Origin of the sequence: Secundilactobacillus yichangensis, from assembly GCF_016861565.1 — a bacterium.
Lineage (GTDB): Bacteria > Bacillota > Bacilli > Lactobacillales > Lactobacillaceae > Secundilactobacillus > Secundilactobacillus yichangensis.
Genome location: NZ_BOLK01000007.1, coordinates 26,859 through 42,826 on the forward strand (window position 1 = coordinate 26,859; position 15,968 = coordinate 42,826).

Here is a 15,968-nt window from a genome sequence, read left to right on the forward strand (position 1 = left end):
ATCTTTGGGAGAATTAATATGAAAATTGAATTACCGGATAAGGTAGTGGAACAGCTGCAGGTGAAAGATGCTGACAGCGTCAAAATAGAGCTGCGCAACACTGATGCAGTTTTGACTACTCAAGCCAGTGAGATGTCGTTGTTTCAGCAAATATCACTGTGGTGGTACCTTGCGCCAGCAATGCTCGGTGCACTGGTCTTTAACATTTTTTTTGCGGTGAAAAATAAGAACCAAATTCCGTTAAGTGGGAATACATCGTTAGGAACGACGGTTATTTTAGGTGGTGTAGTAATAGGAACATTAATGTTCGCTATCTTTTTTATTCGTGAACGGCGTAATCAAACGAATACGTTTTCGGCGAACATTTACTGGCGGAACTTTCCGGTGGTCATCTTATCCTTCGCGGTTATTTTGGGATTAGCCCTGGTAGGGGTCTTTTGGCTCCTAGGCACGATTTTCGCCGGCGCCACTTTTGACCGATTAACATCAACCATTATTTTCTTTATCTTTGAAGGTATGATTAATTATCTGATGATATACGCGGCCTTCGCAATCTCGTCACGAACCTTAGTCCGGCTCTTTACACTGGTGATTGTGAGCGGGGCGGTGATCGCAATGGCGACTAATGGTACTCGTAAGTGGTGGCAGTATAATCTCAGCTTCCTAGGGACTCATTTGGCAAGTAACAGCTGGCAATTTAATATCACGTTGATGTTTTCAGCGCTGATCATGGTGGCTTTGATTGACTACATCTTCGTTTCATTAAATGCGATTTACCCGCACTCGGTAAGACTATTGATTTTACGGGTACTGCTGACGGCAATGGCGGTGGACCTCGGTGCGGTGGGCTTCTTCCCCAATAATGCTGTGTCTCACGTGATTCATGACCGCCTAGCTTCTTTTTTGGTATACTTCATCATTATTTTAATCGTTGGTATTCGTTGGCTGCTGCCTAAAATGCCAAAGGCCTTTTTGCAGATGTCTTACGCGGTTGGTTTAATTTTAGTAGCTGCTGAAGTACTGTTTAAATTCGTGGGTTATTTATCATTAACGGCGTACGAAATTATCGGCTTTGGTTTGGCGTTCGGCTGGGTACTGTTGCTGCTGCAATTTTTGCAGGAGTTGATTGATACTGGGACGAGGGTTTTTTATGTAAAGGCAAAGAAACAGAGTGCGGACCAAGGCGTTTAGAGACCGGAGTATAACGGCACCCCGCCATAAATCCCGAACTTGGATTTGTGGCGGGGTGCCGTTATATGCAGGTCTCTGCCTTGAGGAGCACGTTTCGGCTAGATAATAGTAATGATCATAAATCCCGAACTTGGATTTGTGGCGGGGTGCCGTTATATGCAGGTCTCTGCCTTGGGTAGCACGTTTCGGCTAGATAACAGTAACGATCATAAATCCCGATTTTGGATTTGTGGCGGGGTGCCGTTATATGCAGGTCTCTGCCTTGGGCAGCACGTTTCGGCTATGTAAGAAAAAAACGCTTCCTATGATTGTACGCAGTCTTTTAGCGCGATAAAGGTTTACTTTAAGGTCAAACTTATCTAAGATGATATTCAGAAACTTTTAATCTGAGGAAGAAGGTCAATGAATGTGACCGATAAGCATAAGGGATTAGCGTTTGTCATCGCCGGCACTACTTTATGGGGGATGTCCGGTGTTGGCGCACAATATTTATTTTCTCGTCAGGCAGTTGAACCAGGCTGGCTGGTGGGTGTTCGGCTAGCGATTGCTGGTGTTTTACTTATTATCTGGGGGGCCTTCAGAAACTTTAACGCACTGATTTCAATTTGGCGAAATCGGGCTGACTGGTTATTACTGATTGCTTTTGCCTTATTTGGGATGATTCCGTCGCAGTTTTCCTACTTCATGGCGGTTAAATATGGGAATGCGCCAACGGCGACAATTCTGCAATTTCTGGGTCCAGTTTTTATTATTATTTACCTCGCATTACGGCATTGGCGGCTGCCACGACGGATTGATGTTATTTCCATGTTGATTGCCTTGCTGGGGACCTATTTACTGGTAACTAAAGGGCGTTTTGACAGTCTCCAACTAGCGCCGGCAGCGGTGTTCTGGGGCGTCATGGCTGGAGTGGGTCAAGCACTGTATACACTAATTCCCATTCGGCTGCTCAAAAAATATGATGCCACGATCGTTACCGGCTGGGCCATGCTCATTGGTAGCTTGGTCTTCATGCCCCACGTTGTTACCACACCCATTCCAAAACTAGATGTCTTGGAATGGTCCGCGGTGCTGTTCGTCGCTACTTTTGGCACTATGTTTGCTTATTTACTATACCTAACGAGCTTAAATTATATTCGACCGACAACCACGGGTATGCTGAGTTCCTTTGAACCCTTAACGGCAACCTTTTTATCAATTGTCATTTTACATACTGCTTTTGGTTTACCTGAAATGCTGGGTGGTGCCATGATTTTAGCCACTGCTTTCTTGCAAGCATGGGCCGTTAGCAAACCTAAAAAAGTTATCAAAAAAGCGTCCCGCCAATAAGGTGAGACGCTTTTTACGTATTATTCCACGGTTACCGGCCAGTAGGAGCTTGCACAGCTTCAGGATTCTTGGCTGGCACCGTTTGTTTTTTTGACATTAATAGATTTAAAACGATCGCGCTAATAGCAGCAATTGTAATTGGGGAGCCCAGTAAGTATTGCAGCATTTGAGGCGCTTCGTTGGTAACTTTGGCTGGTAATAAGACCATTGCCATGGTTAGAACGATTGGCACACCAATGATGTAGATGCCGCTTTCTCCGGTCTTCAAGTCACGAACGACGTTAAGTCCGTTCAGCATAATGATGACACAGATGATGGAATAAACACCACCGATGACTGGTGCTGGAACCGCAGCGAAGAAGGCTGACAATTTACCGCAGAAGCCAAGGATGATGAACCAGAATCCAGCGGAGATGAAGACCCGTTTACTGGCAACACCGGTAACGGAAACCACACCGGCGTTCGTTGAATAGCCAGTCATAGGAGTGGCACCCAGCAGAGCCGCAAACAAGCAGCTGATTCCTTCACCAATGATCCCCATGTTCCACTGCTTCTTGGTGATCTTTTCACCAGTAACGGCACTCATGGCGAACCAAGTCCCAGTGGTTTCAGTCGTTAACACTAAATAGATGACTACAAACGTTAGAATAGCAGGAAGTGAGAAATGCAGTCCATAGTGTACCGACGTAAACTGAGGCAAGCTGAACCATGGGGCAGCGTTAACGGTTGACCAATCGAAGAGGCCCATTGAAGTTGCAACGACTGAGCCGACAATCAGTGCAATAATGATTGAACTGACTTTGAGCGCTTTTCTTAACTGCGGTACCCGCATACTTAAAATAATAGCAATTAACATGGTAATACCAGTGGCTGCGGCAATGATCATATTGGAATTAATATTGCCTGGAGCATCAAAGATATTATCGTTCAAAGCACCTGGCAATAGTGATAAGCCCACGCAAGTAATAATCGTACCACCAACAATGGCGGGGACTAACTTGGAGATGATTTTCTGAAAGACACCAGTTACGCCTAGTGCAATGAGTAAAAATGACCCCACAACTAATGACCCTAAAACGGTGGCCATGCCGCCGTGTGCGCCGCCATTTGCCAGATAGATTCCGGCAACGGCTCCCACGGGGACGAAGGATGGGCCTTGAGAAACGGGCAACTTTAGAAAGAACTTAGTCTGTAAAATTGTCCCGATACCGCAGGCAATGAAGGCAGCCTGTAAAAAGCCACTCTTTTGAGCTACGGACATCGATAGTAAACCAGCCATGATAATTGGTGCCACGTACACGTCCATTGCAAGCACGTGCTGCAAGCCTAAGAAACCAGCTTGCGTGTATGGTACCTTATCTTCTGGTCCATACAATAAGCCATTTTGTTTGCGATCCATAATATTGGTTATTCTCCCTTTGAATTGACTTGAGTTCCTTGAACATCATCAACCGTCTGCTTAGTCGTTTGATATATCGGTTATGTCAAAGATTGGCAACACTGTCAGGTGGAATAGAGGGTGGGCAGTGAGACCAGGTATAAGGCGGCTAAGTAGCCAAGTCTGATTTTCCTCCTTGGCGTTTAGGTAGCGGTCACTCGGACATGCCTAGTGAATATTCCGCTAAATTGGTGACAAATGTAACCACCTCACTTTACTATTCAGTTTAATGAAAGTGTTGAAAAGAACGAATGTTGATAATTAAACAATCTGCATTATTCGTCTCAATACCTTGTGAGTTATTATAAGCACAATTTAGTAGGGTTTCAATGGAATTTCACGAACAATTCAAACTTTAATTTTTGTAAAAATAATATGCACTCAGAAAAAAGTTCTGTTAGCGGTTCCGTTACTGGTAGTAAGGTTTGAACCATCTTGTATAAAGATCATAAATAATCGTTGCTTGCATAATTAACCATGGGCGGTTAAAATACACACTAATTAGATTTTAATAATCTAATAACATTCTAATGTTCAGGAGGATTGCGTATGGCTAAGACATCGACACGAACGGAAAAACAAATTGCTGCGAACATCTTAAAAGGGTCTTTAGGTAATATGATTGAATGGTTTGACTGGTACGTTTATGCTTCCTTTGCGATTTACTTTTCAGCAGCGTTTTTCCCAGCTGAAAATAAGACTGCTGAGCTGTTATCGACTGCGGCGGTCTTTGCTGTCGGGTTCTTGATGCGGCCGCTAGGGTCATTTGTGATGGGCCGGTTTGCGGATCGAAAGGGCCGCCGGGCAGCCCTGACACTGTCAGTCACGATTATGGCCACGGGGTCGCTGATTATCGCAGTGACACCTACCTTTGCAACGATTGGCGTTTGGTCGCCAATTATTTTGGTGTTTACCCGAATGTTCCAAGGACTGTCACTCGGCGGTGAATACGGGACTTCAGCTACTTACCTTTCGGAGATGGCGTCACCAAAGCGTCGTGGTTTCTATTCCTCATTCCAATACGTCACGTTAATTTCAGGTCAATTATTCGCGTTACTTGTTCAAATTGTGCTGCAAAATGTACTGACCAACGCGCAGCTCTTTGCGTTTGGCTGGCGGATTCCGTTCGTGATTGGTGCCTTTGGCGCAGTGGGTGTTCTATGGTTGCGACTTTCAATGGAAGAATCTGATCAGTTTGAAGCTCGAAACAAGCACAGTAAAAAGGCTGGTACACTCACATTACTGGCTAAGTATCCCAAGCAATTTTTCACCGTGGTTGGCTTGACCTTTGGCGGGACGATCGCCTTTTATGCGTACACCACTTATCTCCAGAAGTTTATGATCAACACTACCGGTCTTAATACCCGAGTGGTTTCAGTGATTAACTTTTTTGCGTTGCTGATCATGCTGATTCTCCAGCCAATCTTCGGTCATCTTTCGGATAAAATTGGCCGCAAGCCACTGCTATTATGGTTCGGAATTGGCGGAACAATTTTTACCGTACCCATCTTTACTTTGTTAGCGCACGTTCATTCGCCGTGGGCGGCATTCTTCTTGATGCTGGCCGGAGTTGTGATCGTTTCCGGTTATACTTCAATCAATGCAATCGTTAAAGCTGAACTGTTCCCAACAGAAATCCGAGCGTTGGGTGTTGGCTTCCCGTATGGGCTGACGGTGTCGCTCTTCGGTGGGACCGTTGAATACGTTGCGTTATGGCTCCGTTCAGTTAATCTGGAATCCTTGTTCTTCTGGTACGTTGCGCTGGCATCCTTTGTTTCACTGGTTGTTTACTGGCACATGCTGGAAACTTCCACGGCATCGGAAATCAATGTGGACAGCGTGCCGGCTGCACCAGTTAAGAATGGTGAAGCGGCTCAATAACAAGATTACAATTCAATAGGCTAAAAATAAGAGGTAGTAAGATTACGGTGATAATCTTACTACTTTTTACTATGTATTCATGGTCGGAGATGCGGTTTATAGAAGTGATATAATAATCAACAAATAAGAAGGGAAGTCAGTAAGATGGCAAGATATGACGGTGAACCACTTAATATTTTGCATACGATTGGTTTAAAAATTCTCTATCCAGTAGTACGTGTGTCACTCCACTTTAATGGGCTATTAGATCGCACCCGATTTGAAGGAGCACTGGATGCAGTGAGCACAGTAGTCCCTGAACTACTGTGTCGCTATGATTTAGCGACTAACCAATGGGTCCAGGTGACTGATCAGGTCTCTGATTTAATTCTAGATAATGTAAGTGCAATCGATGAACACGCGGCTCACTGGGACTTAATGACTGAACCTCAGTTGAGGGTTTATTGGAATCAGCAGAATGGTAACACGGTACTGACGCTTTACATCAGCCACATATTGACGGATGGTGCTGGAAGTAAGCAGTTACTGTACTTACTTGCTCAGGCATACAAAAACGGGAGTGAAGCGTTATCCGGAATTCAAAATCTTCAGGATGTTTCTTGGCTTGAACAGCTGATAAAGGAACACCCGCAAAATGAGGATTGGCAGACCGATCATCCGGCTAAACCACTGTTATTGCCTAAATTGGATGCCAGCGGACCAGTTGAATACCACGTTGGTCGAGTGGCTTTGTCTGCTCTGGAAACAAAACAGCTGATCCAAGCAACTCATGCAGCAGGAGTCACGGTTAATGACGTTGTAATGGGTTCGTTTGGTCGAATTATGCAGCAGTTTTCAGGCACCCCAGCATTATCGTTGGCCTGTCCAACTGATATGCGGCAATTTACTCAGTTCCCAAAGCATACAACCCAGATTGCCAACATGACGTCGCGGTATAATTTCTCCTTTGAGACTGACGTTGACACGCCGTTGCTAGATTTGATTCAGCAGGTTCACCAGGAGATGGCGGTACGAAAAGAACAGCGCCAATGCTTAGACTCGGTTGCCAGTCTATTAAGTCAGTACCACAGTCAGCCGTTAGCGCAGTTGCAGCAAACCGCTGAAGATCATTACCATGTTCGCGAGATTGCCTACACTAATTTTGGCATTATTGATGCTAAACGGCTGCAATTTGGTGATGTTTCCCTTGATGACCTTGTCATGACCGGGGGGTTCCGGCGAGCACCGATGTATCAGATTGCAGCGGGAACGTTTGATGGCCAACTATCATTAGCGTTCAATATGCAGGGGACTGCTACCGAAAAAAACTTTGGAATGGCTCTGGCACGGGATGTTGCCAATGCCATTCGGTATTTTACGGCTGCTACTTTAGCAGCGGTGAAATGAAAATTAAATCAGCTATATTCCCGGTGCGGGATATGGCTGATTTTTGGGCTTTGGGGGGGTTATGTTATATAGACTAATCGTGTTTCGCAACACTGACTCCGGCCATATAAGCAAGCAAAAACGGGTACTCCCAAGTTCAGGAATACCCATTTTTGCTTGCTTATATTCTGGAGTCAACCCGTGTTGCTTCACACCTACAACAAAAAAAGTCCCGCGAATAGATTTCGCAGGACCCTCTCTTTAAGTATCAGCTAGTTAACTGAAGTCTCCGTAGCTGATGCTTTAAGACTTATTCCGTAACTCAAAGCATCACCCCCTTTTTTGATTGTGGCTATAATACAATGATATCGATTAAATGTCAACCAATTGTTTTGCGGTAATTGTAGCGCTTATTTAGGGTGCTAATTAGTCGAACTCTTCATACTCGTTAGGGTCTTGATTTGTTGTTCGACCGTCTGGTTTACTCAAAGAATTAATGGCCTGAATTTCATCTTCAGTTAATTTAAAATCGAAAATATCGAGATTTTGCCGCTGGTGAATTAGGCTACTTGACTTAGGAATCGGAACGACGCCCCGTTGCGTGTGCCAGCGCAGAATAATTTGACCCGTGTTTTTATCGTACTTTTTAGCTAATTTTTGAATAATCGGTTCCTTTAAAGAGGCGCTGCCACGGCCCAAAGGACTCCATGCTTCGGTAGCGATTCCCCGGTCTTTGTCAGCTTGTAAATTGTCTTCGTTAATCCAGTACGGATGAATCTCTATCTGGTTCACGGCAGGAGTAACGCCAGTTTCACTGATCAACCGATCCAGGTGTTCAGGCATAAAGTTAGATACACCAATCGTGTGAATCAAGCCAAGCTTTTGCGCGGTGATCATGGCCCGCCAAGCTTCAACGTAATGATCCCGCTTCGGTAATGGCCAGTGAATTAAGAACATGTCGAAGTAGTCTAATCCCATTCGAGCCAATGATTCTGTGATGGCGTCAAGTGCGTCATCGTAATGGTGATACTTACCGGGTAGTTTAGAGGTGACAAAGAATTGACTGCGTGGAATGCCGCTTTGACGGATAGCTTTACCCACGATTCCTTCATTGTCATAATTCGTAGCACTGTCTAGTGACCGGTAACCATCGTGAATTGCTGACAGAATCTGATCGACACCCTGTGCACCGCGAATTTGATACGTTCCAAGTCCCAACATCGGCAGTTGGTGACCATCGTTTAGTAAGACGTTTGGAATTGTCATCATTGATCCTCCTTATTTTAACTATCTTAATTATAACTGTTAGAGCTGGCTCTAAGTCAAATAGAACGCCGAATTATCCAGTAATTTTTATATTGACCCGTTAGTCATTGACTTACTGGTCAATAGGGAATATACTCTGTGTGAAATCGAAATCAGCCTATCTTAGGCCACTAATGAGGAGGGGCGACTATGACACAAACAGTCGTAAGTATTAATCATTTACAGAAATCGTTTGGTAAATTTCAGGCATTAAAGGACATCACTTTTGACGTGAATGCAGGAGAAGTCTTTGGCTTCATTGGACCTAATGGGGCGGGTAAATCCACAACGATTCGGGTTCTGCTGGGGATTCTCAAAGCTAGTGGCGGGCAAGCCACCGTGTTTAATGAAGACGTGTGGCAGCAGGCTGTTTCTATTCACAACCGGATTGCTTACGTTCCGGGGGATGTTTATCTGTGGCCGAATCTGACTGGTGGCGAAATGATTGATTTTCTGTTGAAGCTGAATCATCAGAAGCATACCGCCAAAACGGATGAGTTGATTAAGGAGTTTGAATTAGACCCTAAGAAGAAATCGCGAACGTACTCTAAGGGGAATCGGCAAAAGGTGACGCTAATCGCTGCCTTTTCCACAGCGGCTGATCTATATATTTTTGATGAACCGACCAGTGGTCTTGATCCCTTAATGGAAGAACTCTTTCAAAAGCACGTTCTGGCACTAAAGGAGCAGGGCAAGAGTGTGCTGTTATCCAGCCACATTCTTTCTGAAGTGGAGCGGATGTGTGACCGAATTGGGATTATTCGTTCGGGGGAAATTGTGGAGACTGGCACTTTGGATCAAATGCGGCAGCTAACCCGAACTCAGGTAGTTGTTCAAACCAAACAAACACTGGATGGTATCGAGACACTGCCGGGAGTTCACGGTTTTAAAGCGGATGAGCAGGTTGCTAATAAAGCAGCCTTTGCGGTGGATACCGCTCAAATTGGCGCAGTGATGTCTGAATTAGTCAAACGTGAAATTGTTACTTTACAAACCACGCCGCCGACCTTGGAAGACCTGTTTATTCGTTATTACAACACAGAGGGGGCTGAGGAGCATGACAAGAACTAATCAGACAGCTCAGACCGGTTACCTAACACGGATGTACCTCAGACATGACCGGTTTGCGATTATTGTTTGGCTATTAGGTATCGTGATGATGGTGGCATCTGGTGCCAGTAAAATTATTGGCCTTAGTGGCAATGATAAGCAAGTGGCTTCGTTAGTCACAACGCTGGATACACCATCCATGGCAGCTTTATTCGGCCCCTTTACAGCGGTAAAGCCCTACACAACAGCATCAATTTTTGCCGCCACAATGATGGTCTTTACCGGATTACTGATGGCTATCATGAACATCTTCTTTGCGATTCGCAATACTAGAACTCAGGAAGATAACGGTGTTTTGGAAATGGTTCGTGCGCACAGTGTTGGTCGTCAAAGCCCGCTTTTATCAACGGTTTACGAATTACTGATTATTAATGTTTTAGTTGGGGTATTATCTGCGGTGACGCTTCAAGCCATTAACATGGACGGTTCCGATGTACTGGGTGACTGGTTATTTGGGATTGGACTTGCTGTATTTGGCCTGATGTTTGGCACCTTCACGCTGTTTCTATCGCAGCTGGCAAGTAATTCCCGTGGCGCTACGACGATGAGCTATAGTTTGCTGGGTCTGCTCTATGTTCTTAGAGCGATGACGGATGTTCAAAACATTAAGTATACCTGGTGGACAGTTTTCGGCTGGGTGGAAAAAATCGATTCCTACGGTAAGAATCGGGTAACGCCGGTTTTATACATGCTGGTGTTGGCGGTTGTGGTTCTGGCAGTGACCTTTGTTGTTAGTGCTGAGCGGGATTTAGGTTCCGGCCTTTTACCTGATCGAGCCGGACGCGAACATGCCAGTGCATTGCTGGCGGATCCGACCACGTTAGTTTTCCGGCTGGAACGCACGAGTATTATCGCCTGGGTGATTGGCCTAGCTGTTTATGGTACCAGTATGGGAACGCTATTTAATACGGTTGGTGATATGATGAATAACAGTCCCATGGTGGCAAAAATTATTGGTCCAGCTGCTGCAGCTTCAGTTGGCCGCACCATGACGTTGCAGTTTGCCTCTTTGATGAGCGTCGTTATGGCTATCGGTGCCAGTGTACCAGCAATTGCAACCATGCTGCGGCTTAATAGTGATGAACGGAAGGGCTGGCTAGAGTCAATCCATGCTCGCAGCGTTTCTCGGTGGCGTTTGTTTAGTGCTTACACAGTAGTGGGAACGGTAGCAGGACTACTAACATTGTTTGCCGGTACCTTTGGGATGGCACTGGGTAGTCAAGGGGCTAAGCACGCCTTTGACATTAGCCGGTTAATGCGCTCGTTTTGGGCCTTTGCACCAGCGGTTCTGGTTGTTATCGGGATCGTTGCCGTGTTGTTGGGTTTACTGCCAAGACTTCAGCAAATTGCCTGGGTGATTCCCATCTATGCGCTGTTATCGATTTACCTTGGCGGCCTGTTGGATTTTCCAGAATGGACCAAGAAGCTGACACCGTTTGGCTGGATTAATAAAGTCCCGTTGAGGTCAGTGCAGTGGGATCAAGCGGGGTGGCTGGTATTACTCAGTTTTGTGTTAGTATTAGTGGGTTATTGGTTATACAAGCGACGCGATTTGGTTGAAAATTAGAGGAGGAATAACTGGCATGCTAGAATTGAATCCCGACATACCAAAGGATCCGGAAAAGGTTGACCGCATTATGGCAAGTGCTACGCGGATCTTCGCCAAACATGGTTACTTGCAGGCCAAAACGGCTGATATTGCCAAAGATGCTGATGTCTCAAAAGGAATTGTTTTCCGCTATTTTGGCGATAAAGGGCACCTGTATTTAGCAACCGTGTCATACGTCATTGAAATGCTCACTGAACGCGCTGATTTTACGGTTTGGACGGATGCCAAGGATCTTGGTGACATGATTGAACGGGCCGTTCGTTATAAGATTCAGCTCCAACTGGAATATCCGGACGAATTCCGACTGTCGATCCAATCTTTTGGTGAAATGAACGTGCTGCCAGAAGAGATCCGGCCGGAAATGGGTGCCCTTTGGCAAAAACAGACGATGACGTCGCTAACTACTTTGGAAGAACCGGTACTGGACCGAATGAAGTTACGCCCAGGAGTTGATAAAACCACTTTAAAGAAGTTATTAAACGCCATTGGTACAACGGTATTTTCGGAAGCAGAAACGTTTATGAAGGCTCACCCAGATGCCACGATTGAAGATTTTGAGCCAATTATTAAAGATATTCAGGCAGAGTATGAAATTCTGGAACACGGATTTGAAGCGTAAAATAAGACAGGTTGGAAGTGAATAATTCCAACCTGCCTTATTTTAATTTTTATCTGGTTTGACCATGAAATTATGAGTCAGGTGAGGCCAAACTAAACGATCCGACATCGCGATAAGGACGCCATTACCCAAAATCGAGAATAACGTTGCAATATTTACTGATTGAATTTGTCCCGTTGCAAAGTAGGTTATGAGAATGACAATGGCGGGTGGTAAAAAGTCTAATAGTTGTGAAGCAGTTGCATTTCCCTTGAGGTATAGGAACCGCAAAATATTAGTAGTATCATCGTTGGGATGCATGATGATATTGGCACGCTGATAAAGTGAAATACCAATACAAAAGACAACGATCCCCAGACAGCTAAAAAGCGCTCGCCAAATAATTGGCGCATGGTTAATGCCAAAATATTCCAGCATTTGAGCGGAATATTGAACGATGCTGCCAAAGAAAACAACGTATATGATTTCGCCAACTAGTCGCTTGCCGTCAAAACGGCGAATCAAAAACTGGTTGGTGATCGCGTTAATGACGCCAATCAAAAATAAAATAACGCCAAGACTAACCCCGGTCCAGTTATGTAAGTTAACCGCTGAGGCCGTCCATAGTCCGCTACCCATATTTCCGGCAACTGCCATGCCATTACCGAATGCGTTAAAAATTAAACCAGCAATCAAGCCGATCCACCGTTCACCTAAAGTATTCTTCACATCTTCCGCCTCATTTCTTGATAAGTTTATCATATTAGGCAGGAAAAGTAATATATCAGTTGAAATTAACAAGTATTTACGTGGTGAAATCTGCTAAAGCAATAGTCACTTATGCAACGTTTCGATTTCATCGAAAACGAGTGTATTTAATAAAAAAGTCAAACTCGGTTAAGAGACCACAGCATCAACGTTATTCAGATGAGAAAGTAACTATGAAACGAGGCTTAAAATTAGAACATTCTGATATTCCCTTGACACTCTCTAATCTAAGCGCCATAATATTCACCAGTTATTAATACGAAGCAAGCGACAAGATGAGTAAGTCTTGCGTGGCCTTAAGAGAGTTATCGGTTGGTGAAAGGTAACGGCGACGCATTGCTGAATATGGTCTTGATAATCGCTCCACTGCTGAGCCGGTTGGCTAGGCAGCGGCGGGAACTCCCGTTATAGAGTTAGGGTATGCACTGATAGCAGTAAGTACTGAACCGCCGTTAGTTAGTACCCGATGAGGAATATTTCCGCGAGGGGTATTCGAACTAAGGTGGCAGCACGATTAAATCGTCCTTTTATTTAGAGATAAATAGAGGGGCGACTTTTTTTGTACAAGGTGCGGAAGCAGGCGGTTAGAGACTGGAGTGTAACGAAGTCTGGGCGTAAATCCCGAACTTGGATTTGGGACCGGAATTCGTTACACGCAAGTCTCTGCCTGCTGGAGCCCGATTAAAGAACATCTGATTAAAGAGTAGTAAGGGAGCGACAGACATATGAGCGAAACAGTGGCAAACGCAATTGAACTAAACAACATTTCAGTGACGTTTCACAACAACGACCAAGAAATCAAAGCGGTAAAGAACGTTGACCTAAAGATACCCCGTGGTGATATCTACGGTATCATCGGCTATTCCGGTGCTGGTAAAAGTACGTTGGTCCGGGTCATCAATCTCTTACAGCAGCCAACTGCTGGTACGGTGATCGTGAATCATCAAGGGATTCAGAAATTAAAACCAGTGGAATTACGGCAGGCCCGTAAGAAGGTCAGCATGATCTTCCAGCATTTTAACCTCATGAAGTCCCGCACGGTTCAAGGTAACGTGGAATATCCGCTGTTAGGTACCAAGATCAGTAAGGTGGCTCGGCAGGCGAAAGCACAGAAGTTGCTGAAACTGGTTGGTCTCAGCGAATATGCAGGGACGTATCCCAGCCAGTTATCCGGTGGTCAGAAACAACGGGTGGCCATTGCCAGAGCATTAGCCAGTGATCCGGAGATCCTCATTTCGGATGAAGCTACCAGCGCCTTGGATCCGAAAACTACCAAATCAATTTTGGAGCTGCTCAAGCAGCTTAACCGGGATTTGAACCTCACCATTGTGCTGATTACTCACGAAATGCAAGTCATCAAGAGTATTTGTCATAACGTGGCGGTCATGGATGACGGTGAAATTATTGAACGCGGTCCGGTGGCGAAAGTCTTCACTGAGCCACAGCAAAAGTTAACCACCGACTTCGTGGAAACGTCAACCAACGTGAAAGAAGCCGTTGAACGAATTACCAGCACGATTAAGATCAGCGAATTCAAAGACAATCAGGAACTGATGTATTTCAACTTCATTGGCAACTCTACCAAACAAGGAGTTGTATCTGAATTTTCACAGAAATACGGTGTGGACGTGAATATCCTCTTCGCTAATATTGATCAAATCGATGGTGAGAACGTTGGTTATATGATTGCCATCATCACAGGGGACCTGAACGTTTTCAATGATGCAATTCAAAAGTTGAGGAGCGAAGGTGTCAAAACGAGAATTTTGACGAATGAACTTTTAGAAGGAGGTGAGAACCAATGACAGCAATTATGCCAAACGTTATCGCGATGAAAAGTGAGTTTCTTCAGGCTACCTGGGAAACCATCTACATGACGTTGATGTCAGCCATTGTTTCAGCTGTATTGGGGCTGTTGGTTGGAATCCTGCTGGTGGTAACGCAGCCGGGAGGCATTCTGAAAGATAAGCTGACTTATTCAGTATTAGATAAACTGGTCAACCTCCTGCGTTCCATCCCATTCATCATATTACTGGCGGTAATTTCGCCACTGACTAAGTTTTTGATTGGAACAACGGTTGGCACCACCGCGTCACTAGTGCCGTTGATTTTCGGAATTTTTCCGTTCTACGCAAGGCAAGTGCAAAACGCTTTGCTGGATGTGGATCACGGGGTGATTGAAGCTGCTGAATCGATGGGTTCCAGTCCCATGGCAATTATTTTCCGCATTTACCTTCGAGAAGGACTTGCCGATATTATCCGGGTTTCCATTGTGACCATCATTAGTCTGATTGGACTCACCACTATGGCGGGTGCCATTGGTTCCGGTGGTCTTGGGGACGTGGCCATTAACATTGGTTATGCCCGCTTCGAGAATGATATTACCTTTACAGCAATGATTATTATCTTAGTGTTAGTATTTGCGGTTCAACTGATCGGTGACTGGATCGTTCGCAGAGTCGAACATAATTAGAGGAGTGATGGAGAATGAAGAAAAGTGCATATTGGTTAATTGGGATTGTGGTTGTAGTGGTGTTAGCCGGCTTTGGTATTCATAGTGTTTCCAGTTCACAGGCAGCTAACAAGAGTAAATCCAGCAATATTTTGATTGGTTCAGAGGGTTCCGATATTGATATCTGGAAGCACATTGCCAAGACGGACGATGCCAAGAAATTAGGCTTGAAGATCAAAGTGAAAAATATCGCCGATGGTGTTCAGTTAAACAAGGCAACCGCTGATGGCGACGTGGATGTTAACGCCTTTCAGTCATGGTCATATTATTTAACGTATAACCAGCAGAACAAGTCCAACAAGCTAACCGCATTGGGGACTACTTATTTGGAACCAATGGGGATTTATTCCAAGAAGTACAAGAACGTCAAAGACATTCCAGCTGGTTCAACGATTGCCATTGCCAACAATCCTTCGCAAGCTGCTCGTGGTTTGATCTTGCTGCAAAAGGCCGGCTTAATCACGTTGGACAAGAACTTCGGTTACGTTGGGACAATCAAGGATATTAAGAGTAATCCCAAGCACTTTAAGTTCAAGCAGATCGATGATACCACTGGTCCTCGGGTGATCAACGATGTGGATGCCGTGCTGATTTCTAATACGGTGGCTCTGGAAGGCCATCTGCACGTGCTGACTGATTCCATTTACCACGAAAAAGTTGATCAATCCACTAAGGATAACATCAATATTCTGGCTACTTCCGAGAAGAACAAGAACAACGCTAACTACAAGAAACTGGTCAAGCTCTACCACAAGAAGGACATTCAGAAGTACATCAAGGATAAGTATTACGGCACCAAGATCGAAGTTAACAAACCACTGAGTTATTTGAAGTAACAGATAATTAAAAAGGAGATCATAGA

Annotated in this window: 13 protein-coding genes; 10 read left to right on the plus strand and 3 right to left on the minus strand. The window is 44.9% G+C overall.

What is annotated here, in order from left to right; genetic code table 11:
- The first annotated feature begins 18 nt into the window (after positions 1 to 18).
- Both JUE95_RS07125 and JUE95_RS07130 read left to right on the plus strand, forming a co-directional pair.
- A complete protein-coding gene (locus JUE95_RS07125; protein WP_203650275.1) occupies positions 19 to 1,191 on the plus strand; it encodes a DUF998 domain-containing protein in 1,173 nt (390 codons plus the stop codon).
- A gap of 402 nt (positions 1,192 to 1,593) precedes the next feature.
- Complete coding sequence (locus JUE95_RS07130) at positions 1,594 to 2,520, plus strand: DMT family transporter (protein WP_203650276.1); 927 nt, start codon at positions 1,594 to 1,596, stop codon at positions 2,518 to 2,520.
- A 31-nt stretch (positions 2,521 to 2,551) separates the two neighbouring features.
- On the opposite strand, the gene JUE95_RS07135 is transcribed toward JUE95_RS07130, so the two are convergent.
- Entirely contained in the window at positions 2,552 to 3,919 is a 1,368-nt protein-coding gene (locus JUE95_RS07135) for a uracil-xanthine permease family protein (protein ID WP_203650277.1), read from the minus strand.
- A 588-nt stretch (positions 3,920 to 4,507) separates the two neighbouring features.
- On the opposite strand from JUE95_RS07135, the gene JUE95_RS07140 reads away from it, so the two are divergent.
- Together JUE95_RS07140 and JUE95_RS07145 are read left to right on the plus strand one after the other, a co-directional pair.
- Positions 4,508 to 5,839 (plus strand): MFS transporter, encoded by a 1,332-nt coding sequence (locus JUE95_RS07140; RefSeq protein ID WP_203650278.1) that lies wholly within the window; start codon positions 4,508 to 4,510, stop codon positions 5,837 to 5,839.
- Between the two features lie 144 nt (positions 5,840 to 5,983).
- Positions 5,984 to 7,225 (plus strand): phthiocerol/phthiodiolone dimycocerosyl transferase family protein, encoded by a 1,242-nt coding sequence (locus JUE95_RS07145; protein ID WP_203650279.1) that lies wholly within the window; start codon positions 5,984 to 5,986, stop codon positions 7,223 to 7,225.
- 405 nt (positions 7,226 to 7,630) lie between these two features.
- On the opposite strand, the gene JUE95_RS07150 is transcribed toward JUE95_RS07145, so the two are convergent.
- Positions 7,631 to 8,470: an aldo/keto reductase gene (locus JUE95_RS07150; RefSeq protein ID WP_373305674.1), complete on the minus strand. Its 840-nt coding sequence runs from the start codon at positions 8,468 to 8,470 to the stop codon at positions 7,631 to 7,633.
- A gap of 189 nt (positions 8,471 to 8,659) precedes the next feature.
- Between JUE95_RS07150 and JUE95_RS07155 the strand changes: the two genes are divergently transcribed.
- Genes JUE95_RS07155 through JUE95_RS07165 form a run of 3 tightly spaced genes read left to right on the plus strand, consistent with a single transcriptional unit; the run spans position 8,660 to position 11,847 of the window.
- The gene (locus JUE95_RS07155; protein WP_203650282.1) at positions 8,660 to 9,580 is read left to right on the plus strand and encodes an ABC transporter ATP-binding protein; all 921 of its coding nucleotides are present in this window, start codon (positions 8,660 to 8,662) and stop codon (positions 9,578 to 9,580) included.
- Positions 9,567 to 11,186: an ABC transporter permease gene (locus JUE95_RS07160; protein WP_203650284.1), complete on the plus strand. Its 1,620-nt coding sequence runs from the start codon at positions 9,567 to 9,569 to the stop codon at positions 11,184 to 11,186. The genes JUE95_RS07155 and JUE95_RS07160 overlap by 14 nt, the downstream gene beginning before the upstream one ends.
- 16 nt (positions 11,187 to 11,202) lie before the next feature.
- Complete coding sequence (locus JUE95_RS07165) at positions 11,203 to 11,847, plus strand: TetR/AcrR family transcriptional regulator (protein ID WP_203650285.1); 645 nt, start codon at positions 11,203 to 11,205, stop codon at positions 11,845 to 11,847.
- 42 nt (positions 11,848 to 11,889) lie between these two features.
- Here JUE95_RS07165 and JUE95_RS07170 read toward each other — a convergent pair whose 3' ends face one another.
- Complete coding sequence (locus JUE95_RS07170; RefSeq protein WP_505973611.1) at positions 11,890 to 12,555, minus strand: YczE/YyaS/YitT family protein; 666 nt, start codon at positions 12,553 to 12,555, stop codon at positions 11,890 to 11,892.
- Between the two features lie 764 nt (positions 12,556 to 13,319).
- Between JUE95_RS07170 and JUE95_RS07175 the strand changes: the two genes are divergently transcribed.
- Genes JUE95_RS07175 through JUE95_RS07185 form a run of 3 tightly spaced genes read left to right on the plus strand, consistent with a single transcriptional unit; the run spans position 13,320 to position 15,942 of the window.
- Positions 13,320 to 14,399 carry a methionine ABC transporter ATP-binding protein gene (locus JUE95_RS07175; protein WP_203650287.1) on the plus strand — a complete coding sequence of 360 codons (1,080 nt, stop codon included), beginning with the start codon at positions 13,320 to 13,322 and terminating at the stop codon, positions 14,397 to 14,399.
- Positions 14,396 to 15,067, plus strand: a complete 672-nt coding sequence (locus JUE95_RS07180) for a methionine ABC transporter permease (RefSeq protein ID WP_203650289.1) — start codon at positions 14,396 to 14,398, stop codon at positions 15,065 to 15,067. The genes JUE95_RS07175 and JUE95_RS07180 overlap by 4 nt, the downstream gene beginning before the upstream one ends.
- Before the next feature lie 14 nt (positions 15,068 to 15,081).
- Positions 15,082 to 15,942: a MetQ/NlpA family ABC transporter substrate-binding protein gene (locus JUE95_RS07185; protein ID WP_203650290.1), complete on the plus strand. Its 861-nt coding sequence runs from the start codon at positions 15,082 to 15,084 to the stop codon at positions 15,940 to 15,942.
- Positions 15,943 to 15,968: the final 26 nt, after the last annotated feature.

What these genes read in the sequence shown, in the direction of transcription:
- JUE95_RS07125 (WP_203650275.1), top strand. Translation starts at nt 19, where the DNA reads ATGAAAATTGAATTACCGGATAAGGTAGTGGAACAGCTGCAGGTGAAA.
- JUE95_RS07130 (WP_203650276.1), top strand. Translation starts at nt 1,594, where the DNA reads ATGAATGTGACCGATAAGCATAAGGGATTAGCGTTTGTCATCGCCGGC.
- JUE95_RS07135 (WP_203650277.1), bottom strand. Translation starts at nt 3,919, where the DNA reads ATGGATCGCAAACAAAATGGCTTATTGTATGGACCAGAAGATAAGGTA.
- JUE95_RS07140 (WP_203650278.1), top strand. Translation starts at nt 4,508, where the DNA reads ATGGCTAAGACATCGACACGAACGGAAAAACAAATTGCTGCGAACATC.
- JUE95_RS07145 (WP_203650279.1), top strand. Translation starts at nt 5,984, where the DNA reads ATGGCAAGATATGACGGTGAACCACTTAATATTTTGCATACGATTGGT.
- JUE95_RS07150 (WP_373305674.1), bottom strand. Translation starts at nt 8,470, where the DNA reads ATGACAATTCCAAACGTCTTACTAAACGATGGTCACCAACTGCCGATG.
- JUE95_RS07155 (WP_203650282.1), top strand. Translation starts at nt 8,660, where the DNA reads ATGACACAAACAGTCGTAAGTATTAATCATTTACAGAAATCGTTTGGT.
- JUE95_RS07160 (WP_203650284.1), top strand. Translation starts at nt 9,567, where the DNA reads ATGACAAGAACTAATCAGACAGCTCAGACCGGTTACCTAACACGGATG.
- JUE95_RS07165 (WP_203650285.1), top strand. Translation starts at nt 11,203, where the DNA reads ATGCTAGAATTGAATCCCGACATACCAAAGGATCCGGAAAAGGTTGAC.
- JUE95_RS07175 (WP_203650287.1), top strand. Translation starts at nt 13,320, where the DNA reads ATGAGCGAAACAGTGGCAAACGCAATTGAACTAAACAACATTTCAGTG.
- JUE95_RS07180 (WP_203650289.1), top strand. Translation starts at nt 14,396, where the DNA reads ATGACAGCAATTATGCCAAACGTTATCGCGATGAAAAGTGAGTTTCTT.
- JUE95_RS07185 (WP_203650290.1), top strand. Translation starts at nt 15,082, where the DNA reads ATGAAGAAAAGTGCATATTGGTTAATTGGGATTGTGGTTGTAGTGGTG.